A 17,728-nucleotide genomic window follows, 5' to 3' on the forward strand; every position below is an offset into this window, starting at 1 on the left:
CAATCGCAACACTATCCAGAACCTGTTCGATCCGGAAACCTGAAACGAAAATCCCCCGCTTCGTACACAAGAAAGCGAGGGATTTCCATTCGACGCAATCGAATCAGCCGCTTTCAGAACCTGTTCAACTTCCCAAGCTCCTCCTTGCTGAGCAACGTCCGCTGGGTCGGCCCCGCCGCGCCGAACCCCAGTAGCGACACCGAATTCGACGAGTCGTAGCCGACCTGTTCCGACTTGCGCCGCTTCGATCCACCGTCCGGGCCGCTATCCCCGAAACCCTCGACCTGCACGCTGATCGTCCAGCGACGTGGCGCGACGCCCGATGCGTTGTTCTTCGCGATATCCTGCGCGACCTGGCTCGCCGCCGATGCCGCCGAGCTCGCGGCCGTCAGCGCGCCGGTGTTCACCGCCTGCACGAGCGGAATGCCGGTTGCCTTGCCCGTCACCTGGATATTGTCCGCGTTCACGACACGCAACGCGGCAACGTTGAGGTTGCCGGCACGAATGCCGGCGTCCCCCGCATCGACGGTACCACGCGGCGCGATCAAATTGACCGTGCCTTTCGGCGCGCCCGGTATGCTCTGCAGCGTCGCGATGCCCGCCCCCGTCACTTGACCACGCGAATCGACCGTACAGTAATGGTTGGCATCGCAAACATACTGCGGCGCCGGCGTATCGGCCGACGTCTTTGCGCCCTTGCCGGCGTTGATGTCGCCGTTCGAACTCCAGATCGTCATGTCGCCGCCCTGCTCGGTGAAGATCCGGCTTTGCGCGAGCAGCACGCTTTGATCCGTGAATATGTCGACATTGCCTTTTTCGAGCGTCAGAATCCCCATCGTGCCCGGGCCTGCTACAACATTGCCGCTGCTGTCCACGATCTGCGGCGGCGCCGTCGTGCTGCCCACGAGCGCCTGCCCGCCCGGCCCGAGGATCGTGACATCGCCGCCCTGCTGCGTCTGAATCGTCGTGCTGCGGATGTCGAGATCACCCGTGCTGACCGACTTGTTCGCGCCGTTTGAACCGCCACCGAGATTGTTCGCGGTATAGCCGTAGGACGCGGGGAACAGCGTATCGAGTGCCTGATAGCCTCTTGCGTACTGGCCGCGGTACGGGCTCGATGCATCGTTGAAGTCCGCGCCCACTTGTGCCAGTACGCCGAACAGAACCTTTTCCGCAAAGCGTTGCTGGACGTAGGACGGCAACGCCTGGAATTGCTTCCATGCTTCATCGGCCGTCAACGGGCCGACCTTCGCCAGAGCGCTGTCCTTGTCCACTTGCAATCCGGTATCGACGCCAAGCCCCGCGTCGTACTGCTCCATGAACGCGATCAATGCAGGCGCCGCGCTCGGCACGCCGGCAACCGCACTGCCCGGCGCGATATAAGTCGCGATGAATCGCGGCAGATCGACACCCGGCCCGACACCGAACAGCACATTGACGTTCGCGCTCTCGTGCGGCAGGTTCGGATTGTTTGCGTTGCCAACTGCGTCGATGCCCGTGAAAACGTGTGCGATACCGCCGGTATTGGCTTGCTGGTTGTACAACTCGGCCTGGCTCGTCAGCGGGCCAATGTTGCGTCCCGCCTGCACGTCGAACCAGCCTGGGCCGCCGACCGACAACACCGGCACTGCACCACCTGCGGCGTGGGGAATCGGCGTGTCATAAATGTCTCGCCCCGCCACGATACGCGTTGCGTCCGAGCTGCGCAGGTTCTGCCCCCAGAACGCCAGGTTGACGATGTCCTGCCCGGCTTGCATGAACGCCGGCTTGTCGATCGACAGCGTGACAAGGCTCTGGTAAAAGCCGTCACTATCGACGGCGCCGTTGACGATGCTTCCGTTCAGGCTGTAGATGCGCGCGGGCTGCACGTCACCATCATGGAGCGCAGTTAGCGCATGTGCCGCGAGCGTCGTGTCCGTCAACGACGGAATCGTGGCTTGCGGATTCGTCGGCGAAGGCATCTGCGACGGATCGGCGTCGGACAGGCCAAATGTTTTTGGCAATGTGACGTTGGTCCCATTGGACGATACATTGGAAAGGGACACCGACTGATCCGCAACCAGATTCAACTGGCCGACGGCCGACGGATAGAGCACGCCTCCGGATGAAACATCAATTGCGCCGTTGAACGCGGTCAAATTGATGCTGGCGGGAAGCACGCCGTTCGCGCCGATCAACATGCCGCCGAGCGTGCCAATTCGGATGTCTCCAGTTGTGGATAGCACATTCACTGCGGAAGTCGATGAGTAGCCCTGACTGTCGGCGTACTGTCCGTAATTAAACAGGTTGACAGAGGTGGTAGGTTGCCCGCCGGGCGGCGCGAAACTGCTTGCATAAGACGGATTCAACACTGCGCCGATGTCCGCGCCTTGACGCGCCGTGACATCGAATATTCCATTCTGCGTCGCAAGCACCGTCGATACGGAAATCGGAGCCATCCCATTCTGTGGAGACGGCACGGCAATATCCGACCCGATGCTCCCGCCTGCCGATATGGTCCCCGTTCCCTTGGCGACGAAGTAGTCGCCGCTCAGAATATCGCCGCCGGCGTGCACCGTCAGATTTCCGCCGCCGACGGTGACGGGTTTGTTGTTTCCGTCCAGGTACCACGTGGTCGGCAACGACACGGCCAGATCCGAGATATTGCCGCCGGCACTGATCGACACGTTGCCGCCGACGCTCATCACACCTTGGTCAAACGCGCCGAAATCAATCGAAGACTGGGTCAACGGAGCAACGATGGTGCCAGTACCACCAACGTCGGCAGTTATTCCCGGCGTGATCTGCATCCACTGCCACCAATACTGGCTGATGCTGTTGCCTGCCCCTCCCGTCACGACGCCCGTCGCATCGGTCACACTCTGGACACCGTTGATATCGCCCTGCACGTGGAGCGAAATATCGCCGGCCGAATCAGGATTCACGGTCGGCGTAACCAGAATGTCTTGCCGTCCCGACCCGCCCCCCATGACCGCCGTGGCAAGACCCAACACAGGATTTCCCCGCGTGGGCGCACCCGCCGTATACACGACGCCCGGTGCAGTCGTATCCGCCAGCGTGAAGTTATTGCCGGCCGCGATATCGATCGACCCGGTGCCGGTTCGGATCGTTGTCGGTTGCAACAACGTCAATCCGTTCGAATCGACGTAAGCGGTGTGCTGGTTCAACGTCACGTTGCCGGCCGGCGCACTGCCGGCGGCGAATGCAGCGACAGGCTGCACGGCAAGCGGATTCGCGCTGGCGAGATCGGCGCCGCCGACGATGCGATACGACGAACTCTGGCCACCCAACAGTGCCGCAAAGCTGATCGGCAATGGATTATTTACCATGGCAATGTTAGCGGGCAGATTACCGGGCAACACCCCAATATTCACCCCGGAAAATGGAATCGACAACGGTGCCGTGGGTGCAAAGAAGAAACTGTAAACTCCCTGTGGTTGCAAGAGAGGAGAAGTCATGGTCGTCGTATGAGCTACCCGATCAAGGTAGCCGTTATATATGCTTATATAGGCGCTGTAGTCTTCCGCATGTGTCGATGCAATTGGCGGCGTCGGCGTTCCAAATTTTGGAATAACCGTCACACCATTTTTGACGAATCCAACGATAGAAAGTTTGGTATAGCCAGCCAACCACCCAGAAAAAGGAAGAGGCGTCAGATATGCATCAAGATATTGCTGATACGACGAATAGTCCGAAACAACTGGCGCAGACTTATTTAACGGACTGTAAGGCAAGACATGAGACGTGTAGGTTCCACTCGCCCAATCTCCGTAATACGTCCCCCACGAATTCGCATACTGAATATAGTTGGAATAATACTGAGCCGCCTGATTCGTCAACGGCGCACTCAACGAGACGTTGGGGTCATACAGCGGATCGTTTTGATCGCCGGCGGATGAGGCCAGCGGCCGACTCGTCCCGTTGTAGAACTGCACGGTTACCGATGCAGGATCATCAAGCGACATCAGGTTGTTATACAACGCCAGCGCGCCCGCATACGTCCCCGTAGCCGTCGCACTCCCCGCCGCCCCCAGAATCGTCGCGACCTGATTCTGGAAAAATCCGTCGGTAATACTCGCTTCCGCATCGAAATTGTTCGTCGACCTGAACGTCAGCATCGGCGCGACCGTGCCGTTGTACCGATACGAAGGCACGATCGTCCCGCTGTTGTTCGGCAGCCCCGCGCCGAGATTCCAGTTCGACAGGATCGAGATATTGCCGCCGTTGATCGCCGCGCTCGGGTTGTCGAATTCCACACCGGGCGCGACGCGGAAATTCGCGATGTTCGCCGTCGATCCCTGCAGCGTCGGCCCGTTTGCGCCGAGGCCGCTCTGGATGAATCCCATCAGCGTGCCCGGCGTCATCGACAGCGTGCCGTCGCTCGCCTTGACGACCTGGCCGCCGTAGAACGTCTGGTGATCGGCGTTCGCCGTGGTCGGCACGAAGTACGCGCTGTCCATGCCCGGGAAGCCGATCGATGAAATCCCCGTGTACAGCGAAGCAAGATCGCTCTGACTGCCCGTCAGCGTCGCCTGCTCGCCGGTCGCATTGTTCGTCAGCGTACCGCCGCCGTCGCCGTTTGCATCCGGCGCGAACGTGAAGGTCGGCGGATTGGTGCCTTGCGCGGTGAACGTGCCGGCCAGCAAATGCCCGTTGCCGTCGTACCAGCCGGCCGGATCGACGATGCCGTCGAAATGCTGCCCGCCCGGTGACGCGTCGGTCGTGCTCCACACCGCATACGCTTCGAGCATCGTCGCGCGCGAACCGACGATGCCCTTGCCGTTGTTGAATGCAGTCGGGAACTGGACGTCGACGCTGCCGTCCGCAAGCAGCGGCGCACGGAAATTCACCGTGCCGCCCGACAATCCGCCTGCCGTGCCGCCCGATACGTCGATCAGCGCATTCGCGCCGACCCGGATCGCGCCCGAACGCGACGGATCGATGTTCTCGTAGCCGTAGGTCGCGTTGTACGGATTCGCGACGGTCGGATCGAACACCGCGCTCGTGCCGATGTTCACCTTGCCGCCGCGCTGCGTCGTATCGGAGCCGCGCGCGAGCAGCGTGCCCTCCACGTCGACGCCGCTGCGGCCATACAGGTCGATCTCGCCGCCCGCCTTGCCCGACGCGTCGATCGTCCCCAGCACGTTCACGTTGCCGTTCGCCGTATCCCGCGCATTGCCCGCGCCGCCGTCGGCGGTCAGCGATACCGAGCGTGCGGTCAGCGCATTGCCGGCCGACAGCGTCAGGTTGCCCGACTTCGTATGAACCGCAATCGACTGGTTGACGCCGCTCGATGCGAGCGTCTTCGCGAGCGAATCCAGATCGGTCGCGCCGGCCGTGTCGAGCGACAGCGAACCGCCCGCGTAGCCGTTCGCCGCACCGCCCTTGATCGTGCCGTTCAGATTCACGACCTGCTTCGGCGCCGACAACGTCAGGCTGCCTGCCGCACCGCCACCGCTCGCGCCCGAGAAGTCGAGCGTCGTGCCCGGCTGCACATCGACCGTCCCCGCATCGGCGGTCAGGACGATCGAGCCGGCCGGCGCGTACTCCGTCACGTCGAAGAACTGCTTCGACACGCCGGCCGAGCTCACCGTCGAGCCGCTGCCGATCGTCAGGTTGCCTCCCTTCGCGTCGAGGCTCACGTTGCCGGCCGGTGCGGCGATCGTCGCGCCGTTGTCGGCCAGCGTGCCGCCGACGAATTTCCACGCGCCGCCGACCGCCGTTTTCGTCAATGCGGTGCCCGCTGCGCCGTTCAGCGTCAGCGTGCCGGTCGTCTTCACGGTCGATGCGGAACTCGTATCGGCGAGATACACGGGCGCACTCAGCGTCACCGGCAGCGCGCCGAAATCGAACGTCCCCGTACCCTGTCCGACGATGCCGCCGCTCGCGGTCAGGTTCACCGACGAGAATCCGTTCAGCGTCTTCGTGCCAGTGCCGAAGTCGATCTCCTGCGCGTTGACCGTCAGCGTGCCGTTGCCCGATGCGGACGGGCTGCTGGGCGCGCCCGTCTCGTTCGTCAACGCAATCTGCTGACCGCTCAGCACGACGTGGCCGCCATCGCTCGTGAACGTGCCCGCGCTCAGATCGACGCGCTTGCCGAACGTCGCATTCACGTCGCCGACGAAGCCGATCGCGCCGTAGCTGCGCAGCGTGACGAGGTCCGCATTGGCAAACTGCGCGAGGCCGGCAGGATCGATCACGAAGCCCGGCAGGTTCGCCGCGGCGGCGCCGCTCGCATTGGTGAACGTGATCGCCGAACCGTCGGCCGTGACCGCCTTGCCCGACAGCACCGCACTCGGGTCGACCTTCAGGTCGCCCGACGAATCAAGCATCAGCGCCTGGCCGCCCGTGAGCGTCGCACCGGCGCCGACCGTCAGCAACCCGGTACCGGTGCCGCCCGTGCGCGCGAGCGGCGCCACCGCGCCGTTCGACACGCGCAGCAGCGCGCCATCGCCGGCGATCGCGATCGGCTGGTCTTTCGCGGCCGGATAATCGCCCGCCGCCGCGATCGACGCGCCTGCGTCCACGCGCAGGCCGTTCGCCGCATTCGGATCGGTGCCGCTCGCGTCGGTCTTCGTCACGAGCAGGATCTCGGGCCCCTTGAGCGACGTGTTCGCGTCGTTCGACACCACCACACTGTTTGCGATGGGCGTGATCGTCACGCCCTTCGCCGTCGCCGCGCGCGTGCCGCCGATCAGCAGGCTGCCCGCGTTCAGCGAATCGAGTGCATCGCCGCCGATCTGCAGATAGCCGGGCAGTGCCGCGCTACCGTTTCCGGTGATCTGGATGTCCTGCGACGCGATGTCGACTTCGGCCGGCGCGCCGCCCGCACCCGCCGCCGCGTTCAGCGTCGCGCCCAGCGTGAGCGCCTTCGTCGCGGCCAGCACGAGCTGACCGCCGTCCACCGGCAGCGGCGGCGTCACGGCGCCCTGCTTCGCGGCCTGCGCGGTGAAGAAGTCGTTCGCGCCCTTCAGCGTGTATTGCGAGTATTGCTGCCACACCTTGCCCGACTGCACGTTGAAGAGCGTCGGCGTCGCGCTGCGGCCACCCGTCACCGCGTCGGCGAAGTAGCCGGCCGTCATCACCGTGCCGTCCGGCAGCACCTGCGACGCGCCCGGCACGACGTTGCCGCCCGTGCTCGACACCGTCACGCGATACGCGCCCGGCAGCGTCGCGTATTTGCCGGGCAGCAGCGTGTAGTAGCCGGCCGCGAGGCCGGGCACGCCGGACAGGTAGACGGCCTTGCCGATCGCGTCGATCATCCCGGCCTGGCCGACGCCGAGCGTCGCGGTCGTGGTGGTTGCCGTGCCGTTGCCCGCGACGGCCGGCTGCACCGTCTGCGCGAACGACGGGTCGTAAGCGGCGACCGGCGATTGCTTGCCCGGCACGATCGCGTAGACGCTGCCGGCCCCCGCATTGACCGGCACCGCCGTCGCACCCTTGCCGTTCGCGTAGCTCACGTTGTATTGCGACAGCACGTCGCGCGTGCCGCCCGTGCCCGGCACCCATTCGGCCGCCTGCAGGTCGCCGCCGCCGGACAGGTCGATCGTCGCGCCCGGGTTCAGCGCGACGCGCGTGCCGTTCACGCCAATGTATTTCGCCGGCGGCGCATTGAGGTTGGAAGCCGTCGCGCCCGCGAGCGGATTGAACTGCCATTGGACGCCATCGACCGTCGTGCCGTATGGAATGATCGAGCCGCCGTTCGAAACCGACGTCACGCTGCCGTTCGCGAACGTCACCGAGTCGGTCGCGACGAGCGGCAGGTTGCCGAACTGCTTCTGCGTCGCGCTGTTCGCCGGATCGCCGACGCCGAACACGAGCGAGCCGGACGGCGCACGCACGTTGCCGCCCTGCACGATGTTCGTCGCATCGACGAGCAGCGCGCCGCCGGCCGACAGCGGCGTGCCGGACGACCCGGTCGAACCGAACGTGACGGTGGTCGGAGCGAGTTTGCCCGTCACCGCATCGGCGGGGCCGACCGCGTCGATGATGAACGTGCTGCCGGTGGCAGGGTACAAGCTGGCCGCGTTGAACGTGACGTTGCCGGGCGTATACAGCACGCCCGGCGACAGCACATTGCTCGTCGGCGACACACTCGTCGAACTCAGGCGGATATCGCCTCGACTGTTCAGGTTTGCTTGACCGAAGTTGTTGAGCTGGAACTGATTGCGCAGATCAAGGAACGACGCATTCACGTTCAGCGTCGCGTCCGAGCGCGTCGCCACCGGCGCGAACGCGGGCGTCAACGTCGTTGCAACCGGTCCCGCCAGCGCGACATATGGCGCGTTGATCGTCACCTTCGTGCCGAGCGGATGGGCCGGCGGCTGCGACAGAAGGGTGTCGAGCGCGGAAGGGCCGCCGCTCGGCTGGGCGGGCGTCGACAGGAGCGTCGCCAACTGGTCCATGCCGATCGCGGCGATGCGTCCGGTATTCAGCGTTACCGACTCGGGCAGCGCGAGGTTCACGTTACCGGCGAATGCGATCGTCGGTACCGGCGCCGGAATCGGGGATGGCGTGCTGTCGCCGAGCACGAGATTCGCGATCCCCGAACCATTCAGGCGATCGGCGGAGAACTGGATCACGCCGGTCGGCTGACCGCTCGGCAACCCGGTGGCCGGATCGACCGGCGTCGGGAAATCCTCGCCCGGCGCAAGGCCGGCGGGCACGAGCGCACCGCTCTGCCGGACGACGAGCGCGGTCGCGCCGGACGCACTGCCGTTCTGATGCGGCAGAACCGTCAGCGTGCCGCCGCGCGCCTGCGATGCACCGCCATGGCCGCTGAGCGTCCCGTCCGCGAAAAGCCCGTACGCGGCCGACAGCGTGATCGAACCGGCGTCGCTCCATACCGGGTGCGATGCATACGTGCCGTTCGCCTGCAATCGATCGAAGTTCGCCGATGCGCCCGATACGTCGATCTTCGAGCCGGCTTGCGCGACCACGTAGCCCGTATCGCTCGACAGCGTCACCGAACCGCCCGGCAGCACCTTGCCGGTATTCGGCATGGCGGTCGTTGCGCCGATCTTCACCGGTGCGGCAAGCGGGTTGGCAAGCGCGACGCCCGATACGTCGAGCGTCGCGTCGGCCCCGAGCCATACCGAGCGGCTGTTGCTCGGCGTGAACACATTGAATTGCCCCGGCTGGGCGGTCGTGGCTCCGGTATCCGCACTCAGCACGATCGACCCGCCCGGCGCGACCACCGAGCCGAGCACGGTCACCTGTTTCGGCGACGCGAGCACGATACTTGCACCGGCGTCCGCATCGATCGACGCACCGGCCGAAAGCGTGACCGCGCCGGTCACGCCCGGATACGACGGAATCACGCCGTTACTCGCCGCCGTCAGCCACGATACGGCGTTACCGCCGGTCAGCTCGAGCCCTGCGGGTTGCCGGTGATATGCATCGAGCTGGCCAACCATCGTCAGACCGCCGGCAGACAGGTTCGCACCCGAGCTCGTCCGCTGAAGTGCCAGCACATCGGGAAGCAGGTTCTTCTGCGTGAGCGCAACCGTTGCGCCCGGCGCGATGGTCGAATCGTAGTACGCGTTCAACACGTATTTGCCGAAGCCCTGCTGCGAGAAGAAGCTTTCAGGCAGATACACATCCCACGGTGCCGCCGCCGCGCGATCTCCCCCGATCCGGAAGCCGAGCGCATTCAGCGTCAGCGTGCCGCCGCCCGAGAAGCCTTCGCTCAGGATCGTGCCGCCCATTGCAATCGTGCCGGCGGTCGGCTGAGTGCCGGGCAGGTTCGCACCACCGTCGGTCGTATGACCGAATTGCGCACCGCCCGCAGGTACCGCATAGGTCTGCAACGCCACGTTGCCCGCGCGCCCTGCCGGCACGCCGTTCTGCATCAGCAACTGGCCGTTCGCGAGCATTTCGCCGCCGCTCGATACATCGAGCACGCTTCCCGGTTGCAGCAGGATCGAACCCGTCGCGTCCACGGCGCTGCCGTCGACGAACGTCGATCCCTGCGTCGCAGACAGCGAAATGCTGCCGCCGTTGATGAACTGGCTGTTGCCGGGCGCCGTGCCCGGCGCGGCCTGCACGTCGTTGTTCACCCACTGGCCGGCCGCGCTCAGCGCGCCCTGCGGCCCGACGACGACATTGCCGCCGCTCGTGATCGAAATCGAACCCGACGGTGCGGACAACCGCCCCGCGACATTCACGTCGGCGCCGACGGCCGGGCTGTTCAGCGAGATCGCACCGCCCGGCTGAAGGTTCAGCTGCGTGCCCTGCGCGACCACGATGCCCTTGCCCGCGTTCTTGTCCTCGGTCACGTTCAGCTTCGCGAAGCCGCCGTTGTTCAGCGTCGCGACCGGCACGACCCGCGTCGTCAGCAGATTGTTCGGATCGTTGGCGGCAAGCGTCGCCGAAGCGTTCTTGTCCAGCGGCGTATCGATCGAGAAGCCCGGCATCAACGCGCCTAGCTGCGGTGCGTCGTCCTGCAGAATCGTCAGTCCCGAGATCGCGCTGATCGGAAGCAGCGGATTGGCGGCGGCATTCCAGGCCATCCCGGCCAGCGTGCCGCCGGCCAGCTTCGGGTCCGCGCCCAGGTTGAACGCGCCGCCCGACGGCAGGCTGTTGCCCTGCATCTGCTTCGCGCCGCCAAACGCCTGCGCACTGATATCGCCATCGAGCACCAGCGCCTGCGACGCGAACAGGTCGAGCGTGCCCGCATTGCCGCCGACGATGTAATCGGACTGGTAGGTGCCGCCCGTTTGCAGCGGGTTGTACCAGGACTTCGTCACGTTCCAGCGCGGATGGCTCTCGACGAACTGGCCGGCGATGCCGACATAGTTGTTGTACGGGCTCGCCTGCCCGATCGGCACGATCGCGCCGTTGGCATCGACGAGCCGCGTCGTGTTGACCATCCCGCCGTTGTAATGCACGTACCCGCCGTTCAGGTTCATCGACGAACCGGCCGCGGTCATCACCTCGTTGCCCGACAGCGTGATCGTGCCGCCGTTGGTCAGCAACTGGTCGACCGTGCGCGGGATCAGGTTCACGTAGCCCGACAGGTTCAGGATCGGGCTGCCGACCCACTGCACGCCGTCGCTGCGCGTGCCCGTCAGCGTGCTGTCGACGACGACGCCCTTCAGCCCGAACAGGAAACTGTTGCGCAGCAGCGGCGAATCGGCCAGTTCGTTCTGGCCGATCCGGTCGATCGTCACGAGCGTCTGCGAGATCGGCGTCTGGACATCCGCGAGCCCCGACACGTCGATCGTCGCGCCGTCATCCACGTAGATCCGGCCCGGCACCGCGGTCTGGCCGGCTGCCTGGTTCGTCACCACCGACGGCACGTAGGCCGTCACCGACACGTTCGAGCCCGGCGCCTCGATCAGCGAGCCGCCCTGGAACCAGACGGAGCCGGCCGTCATCGTGATGCCGCCCGGCGTGAAGGTCGTACCGGGCGTGGAGGTCGCGGTCTGGCCGTTGTTGTCGGGCAGCACCATCGTGACCGATCCCGGGCCAAAGCTCAGCAGGCCGGCACGATTGACGTTGTCGCCTCCGCCGCCGTTGCCCGTGACCGGCGTCGAGCCGGTATACGGATTGCCCAGCGGATTGTTCGACGCATACTCGTCGGCCGTCGAAATCGTGATCGTGCCCGGCGTGTTCACGCTCGTCGTGACGCCCACCACGCCGTTCTGCGCGACGCGGCTGCCGAGCAGGTTCACGTTGCCGCGCGCAGCCTGGACGATGCCGGTATTGGTCAGGGTGCCGGCCGGCGTGACGTCGATCGTTTTGCCGGTCTGCAGATCCGTCGTGACGATCTGCCCGCTCAGCTCCGGCAACAGCACCTGCGGATTGCCCGTCGCCCCGTTTCCGTTGGGTCGCAGGCTCACGCCCACGCCCGCCGCAAGCACCACCTGCCCCGCCGTCGCCGAAATGCTGCCCGCGTTCGTCACGTTCGGCGCCGCGACCAGCACGAATCCGCCGTCGCTCGCCGTGCCGTTCGTGTGCGTCGTGATCGATGCGCCTTGCTCGATCGTGACGTCGCCCGGCGCCTGGTACGAACCAGTCAGCAGCGCCGGGCTCCCTAGCCCGAGCACCTCGTTCGGGCGCCCGACCGCGCCCGCCACGCCGCCCGAACTCCCCGACTCCGGATAAGCCAGCCCGCCTGTCGTCCCCGCCCGCAGGCTCAGGAACTGCTGGTTGCTCGCGACGATGCCGTCCGCCGTCGGCACGAGCTGGTTCTTCATGTCGAGCAGGTTCAGCGACGACGCGACCAGCGAATGCACGTTGACCTGCGACCCCGCGCCGAACAGCACGCCGTTGCGGTTGATCACGTACACCGCGCCCTGCGCGGTGACGTTGCCGAGTATCTGGCTCGGCCGCCCGCTTGGATCGTTGATCCGGTTCAGCACGGCCCAGTTGTTCGCGCCGTTCGTCTGCGTGCCGGCCGACTGATCGAAGTTCAGCGTCGTCTGCCGGCCGACGTTCATCGTCTGCCACGTGAGCACCGCGTTCTGGCCGGTCTGCTTGACGTCGACGTTCACGCGGCCGCTGTTGTCGACCGTCTGCTGCGGCGCATTCGCGTTGACCCACAGCAGCGGATTGCCCGTGTCGGTATTCTGGCTGACGAGATTACCGTTGCCGTCCTTCGCGAAGGTGATGCCCGGCGCCACCTCCAGCCCGCCCGGCGCGATCCCGTTCGGCACGGTCGAAGGCAGCTTCGCCGCCGCCGCGGCCGCGTTCTGCTGCGCGGCGATCTGCGCGGCGATCGCATGGGCGGCGTAGCCGAGGTTGCGGATCGACGGCTGGCTCGCCTGCGCCGCCTGCTGCGGCGACACGCCGAGATTCGGCATGCCCGGCACACCGGCACCGCCCGCGCCGCCGCCGGACGCGCGCGCGGTGGCCGCACCGAGGTTCATGATGCCGGCCGCATGCGCATGCGCGGACGCCGCCGCGAGCAACATCAGCGCGACGGCACGCACCAGCGGCCGCAGTTCCGATTTCAGGACCGAGCGCGACCCCGTCGCGTCAGGTTGTCGTGCGATGCGTGCGCGTGCTGCCATTCTTCACCCCGAATCCTATGAAATGGCGTTCGGCGACGATCGCGCCGCAAGCGACGCCGATCCGTTGCCGCGCCTGATCGTTGCGCGTTGGCCGAAACCCGGCCACGGGAATCTCGAGAACATACGAAGGCCCGATGGCAGCGACGTGGCGAGTGTTACGGACCATTCCGGGCGCGTGCGAATGGTCCGTAGCTTTTGTCACAGTCGGCGGCTCACGCCGTCTCGCGGTGCGCGCGGATGCGAGCCGCGAGCGCCTGCGCGACGCGTTCGACCAACGCCGGCCAGTCGCCCGGCCGCCCTTGCCGGAACAGCGTCGCCGTCGGATACCACGGGCTGTCGTCGCGCTCGAGCAGCCAGCGCCAGTCCGGCACGCGCGGCAGCAGCACCCACACCGGCCGGCCGAGCGCGCCGGCCAGATGCACGACCGACGTATCGACGGCGATCACCAGATCCAGCGTGTCGACGAGCGCGGCCGTCTCCGCGAAATCGGTCAGCGCTGCCTCGAACGACAGCACGCCGCTGGCCGCGAACGCGTCGGCGTCGCGCGCACGCACGCCGACTTGCAGGCTGACGAACGTCGCGTCGAGCGCGACGAGCGGCGCGAGCGCGGCAAACGTCATCGACCGGTTCTCGTCGTTCGCGTGATGCGGGTTGCCGGACCACACGACGCCCACGCGCAGGCGCCCCGGCGGCGCAGCCGCATCGAGCCGTTCGAGCCATGCCGCGCGCCGCCGCGCGTCGGCATGCAGGTACGGCACGTCGGCCGGCACCGTATCGAGCGTCGTGCGGAACGCGAACGGCAGGCTCATCATCGGGCAATGCAGATCGAACGCCGGCAACGCCTGGCCGTCGGCGACGACCCGGCTCACACCGCGCAATGTGCCGAGCAGTTCGGCCAGCGGAGCAGGCGCGTCGATCGTCACGATCGCGCCGCGATCGTGCGCCAGGCTCGCGTAGCGGCAGAACTGCAGCGTGTCGCCGAAACCCTGCTCCGCATGCAGCAGCAGCGTGCGGCCCGCCAGCGGTTCGTCGCCGGTCCATTGCGGGCGGTCCGCATGACGGCGGTGCAGCATCACGTCGGCGGCATCCCAGCGCGCCTCGTGCTGCCGCCAGCCAGTGCCGAAGTCGCCCGTCAACAGGCGGCAGAACGCCTCGGAGCGGCGCGCGATGCCGTGATTCGCGTCGTGCCGGCAGGCCAGCGCGAAATCGGCGAGCGCGCCCGCGTAATCGCCGACCTGCTGGCGCGCGACCGCACGCGCGTAGATCTCCTGCGCGGTACCGCACGGCGCGACGGTGGCGGCCGCGTAGCTCGCGAGCGCGTCGTCGTAACGGCCGAGCAGTTGCTGCGCGATCGCGCGGTTGCACAGCACTTCCGCATGCGAGCCGCGCGCGGCGAGTGCCCGGTCGTAATCCGCAACGGCGTCGTCGCAGGCGCCGAGCGCCCGCAGCGCGCCGGCGCGATTGCGCAGCGCATCGAAATCGGCCGGCGCGCGCGCCAGCGCTTCGCCATAGGCGCGCACGGCTTCGTCGTGACGCCTCAGCCCCAGCAGCGCGTTGCCGCGACCGATCCATGCGCCGACGTTGTCGCGGTCGAGCGCGAGCAGGCGATCGGCGCGCTTCAGCAATTCGTCGCGCAGATGCAGCAGGTCGAGCGCGACGCAACTGACGAACAACAGTTGCGCATCGTCCGGCGTGCGCGCCAGCGCTTCGTCGATGCACGCGAGCGCTTCGGCCGGGCGGCCCAGCTCGATCAACGCATAGCCGCACGCATAGACGAGCTCGGGAGTCTTGCCGCGCACCACCATCGCGAGCCGGAAACAATGCACGGCCTCGTCGCCGCGCCCCAGCGCGCGCAGCGCATGGCCGCGTTCCGTGAGCGCGAGCGCATCGTTCGAATCGATCCGCAGTGCGCGCTCGATGCTGATCAACGCGTCGGCTGGCCGGCCCATCGCGCGCAGCGCAGCGCCGCGACGCGCCCACGTCGCGGCGCGCCCTGGCTCGCGCGCGAGCGCGAGATCGTACGCGCCGACCGCCTCGCCGTGCCGACCGAGCGCATGCAGCGCGTCGCCGCGCGCCGCATGCGCGGGCGCATGGCCGGAATCGCGTGCGAGCGCCTGCGCCGCCGCGTCGAGCGCCTCGCGATGGCGGCCCGTGCCGGTCAGCGCCGCCGCATGGTTGGCGAAATTCCACGGCTGATCGAGTCCGAACCGCATCGATCGCGCGATCAGCGGCTCCGCGCGCGACGCGTCGCCGCGCGCCAGATGCACGACGCCAAGCAGGTGCAGTGCTTCGACGTGATCGGGCATCATCGCCAGCACGCCTTCGTAGAGCCGCGCCGCGCCGGCAAAATCGCGCTGCTCGAGCTTCGCACGCGCCTGGCGCAGCGCATCGTCGACGGCCGCCCGCAGCGGCAGCGCATGCACCGTGCTCATCGCGACGCGCTCGCCACGAGCGCCGGCAGCGCGTCGCGCACGCGCTCGACCACCGGCGCCCACTGGCCGCCCTGCGGCTGGCGGAACAGCGTCGCCCGCGGATACCACGGGCTGTCGTCGCGATCGAGCAGCCAGCGGAAATCCGGCGTGTGCGGCAGCAGCACCGCGAGCGGACAACCGAGCGCACCGGCCAGGTGCGCGACCGACGTATCGACGCTGATCACCGCGTCCAGTGCGCCGATCAACGCGGCCGTCTCCGCGAAATCGGTCAGGTCGTCGCCGACGAAGCGGATCGGGCTCGCCTGGAGCGCCGCACGATCGTCGTCGCGGATCACCTTCTGCACGCTGATCCACTCGTAGCGATCGTCGAGCAGCGGCAACAGGTCGGTCAGCGTCATCGAACGGTTGCGGTCGTTCAGGTGCAGCGGATTGCCCGTCCAGACGAGGCCGATGCGCGGCCGGCCCGTCGCGCCGAGACGCGCGCGCCAGCGTTCGACCCGCTCGGGATCGGCACGCAGGTACGGCGCGCCCGCCGGAATCGACGACAGGTCCGTGCGGAATTCCAGCGGCAGGCTCAGCAGCGGGCAATGCAGGTCGAACGGCGGCAGCGGATCGCCGCGCGCGACGAGCACGTCCACGCCGTCGAGCGTCGCGAACAGCGACTTCAATTCGACGGGCGCCTCCAGCACGACGCGTGCGCCGAGCGCCTTGACCAGCGGCACGTAGCGGCAGAACTGCAGCGTGTCGCCAAGCCCCTGCTCCGGATACAGCAGGATCGTGCGACCGTCGAGCGGCGTGCCATGCGTCCAGCGCGGCTGCGCGAAATCGCGCCGGCTGCCGTCGAGCTGGCTGTCGCGCCAGCGCCATTCGTACTCGGCCCAGCCGGCTTCAAAATCGCCGGTCGACAGGCACAGGAAGGCGCGCATGCAGTGCGCGGGCGCGTCGTCCGGGTCGATGTCGAGCACGCGCGCATAGGCATCCAGCGCTTCGTCGTGGCGGCGCAGCGCGCGCAACGCGTTCCCCCGATGAAAGTGCGCAAGCTTGTCGCGCGGCGTTGTGTCGATCACGCGCGCAAGATCGGCGAGCGCGTCGTCGTAACGATGCGTTTCGAGCCTGACAACGGCACGCGTGAACGACGCCGCGGTGCAGTGCGCATCGACCGCAAGCGCCCGGTCGCACATCGCGTGCGCGTCGTCGTGGCGACCGACGTGCATCAGCGCACTTGCGAAGTTGCACAGCACGGCGGTGTTGTCCGGCTCGACGTCGAGCGCGCGCGCATAGCTGTCCACCGCCTCCGCGTAGCGCCCGACGTGGCTCGCCGCGTTGCCGCGATTCGCGAGCGCGCGCGCATGACGCGAATCGAGCGCGATCGCACGATCGCAGCGCACCAGCGCTTCGTCGTGCCGCCCAAGCTGCTCGAGCGCGATAGAGCTGTTGACGATCGCATCGACGAACGCCGGGCTTGCGGCGATCGCCGCATTGAAATCCGCGAGCGCGCGCTCGGGCTCGTGCAGATCGAGATACGCGACGCCGCGCAGGAACAGCACTTCGGCGCTGCCGGGCGCGAGCGCGAGCGCATGGTCGTAACTGAGTGCCGCGTCGCGGAAGCGGCCGAGCTCGCGCAGCGCGAGACCGCGAGCGCGCATCGCATCGAACGAGCGGCCCGCGAGCGCGACCGCCCTGTCGCAATCGGCGAGCGCCGCGTCGTGGCGACCGAGCGCGCGCTGCGTGTCGCTGCGCTTCACGTAGCCGTCGGCGAAACCCGGCGTCAGTTCGAGCAGCCGGTCGTAGGACGCGCACGCTTCGTCGTGCCGCCCGAGTTGCGCGAGCAGGCCGGCCCGCTGGAACAGCGCGCGCTGATGTGCGGGGTTGATCGCGAGCGCATCGTCGAGTCGAGCGAGCGCGTCGTGCGTGCGGCCGAGTCCGGCGAGCACCGCCGAGTAGTTCGCCAGCGCGAGCGGTACCGGCTGGCGCTCGATCGAGCGCCGCATCAGCGGCTCGGCATCGTCGAGACGGCCCTGCTGGAATCGCAATGCGCCGAGCAGGTGCAGCGCTTCCGGATGGTCGGGATCGAGTGCGAGCAGTTCCGCGTACGCGTGTTCCGCATCCTGCAGCGCGCCGTCGCGATGTGCGATGCGCGCACGCGCGAGCAGCCGCTCGAGCTGCGCGGCGTCGGGCGGACGGCGATCCGGCGATCTTGATGCGGCCGGCGTGCTCGCGAGCGTCGTCCCTTCCCCGTTCAATGTCATCGTGTGGCCCCTGGTTGGTCGTTCTGATTCG

Annotated in this window: 3 protein-coding genes; all 3 read right to left on the reverse strand. The window is 67.2% G+C overall.

Features of this window, described 5'->3' with window-relative positions; genetic code table 11:
- Nucleotides 1–113: 113 nt before the first annotated feature.
- The 3 genes from WI26_RS22545 to WI26_RS22555 all read right to left on the reverse strand — a co-directional run bounded on the left by WI26_RS22545 (nucleotide 114) and on the right by WI26_RS22555 (nucleotide 17,697).
- Nucleotides 114–12,917, reverse strand: a complete 12,804-nt coding sequence (locus WI26_RS22545) for a filamentous haemagglutinin family protein (RefSeq protein WP_069227834.1) — start codon at nucleotides 12,915–12,917, stop codon at nucleotides 114–116.
- A gap of 311 nt (nucleotides 12,918–13,228) precedes the next feature.
- Entirely contained in the window at nucleotides 13,229–15,448 is a 2,220-nt protein-coding gene (locus WI26_RS22550) for a tetratricopeptide repeat protein (RefSeq protein ID WP_069227835.1), read from the reverse strand.
- Nucleotides 15,445–17,697, reverse strand: a complete 2,253-nt coding sequence (locus tag WI26_RS22555; RefSeq protein WP_069227242.1) for a tetratricopeptide repeat protein — start codon at nucleotides 17,695–17,697, stop codon at nucleotides 15,445–15,447. The genes WI26_RS22550 and WI26_RS22555 overlap by 4 nt, the downstream gene beginning before the upstream one ends.
- Nucleotides 17,698–17,728: the final 31 nt, after the last annotated feature.

It is taken from the genome of Burkholderia diffusa, from assembly GCF_001718315.1.
Classification (GTDB): Bacteria; Pseudomonadota; Gammaproteobacteria; order Burkholderiales; family Burkholderiaceae; genus Burkholderia; species Burkholderia diffusa_B.

What these genes read in the sequence shown, in the direction of transcription:
- WI26_RS22550 (WP_069227835.1), bottom strand. Translation starts at nt 15,448, where the DNA reads ATGAGCACGGTGCATGCGCTGCCGCTGCGGGCGGCCGTCGACGATGCG.
- WI26_RS22545 (WP_069227834.1), bottom strand. Translation starts at nt 12,917, where the DNA reads ATGTTGCTCGCGGCGGCGTCCGCGCATGCGCATGCGGCCGGCATCATG.
- WI26_RS22555 (WP_069227242.1), bottom strand. Translation starts at nt 17,697, where the DNA reads ATGACATTGAACGGGGAAGGGACGACGCTCGCGAGCACGCCGGCCGCA.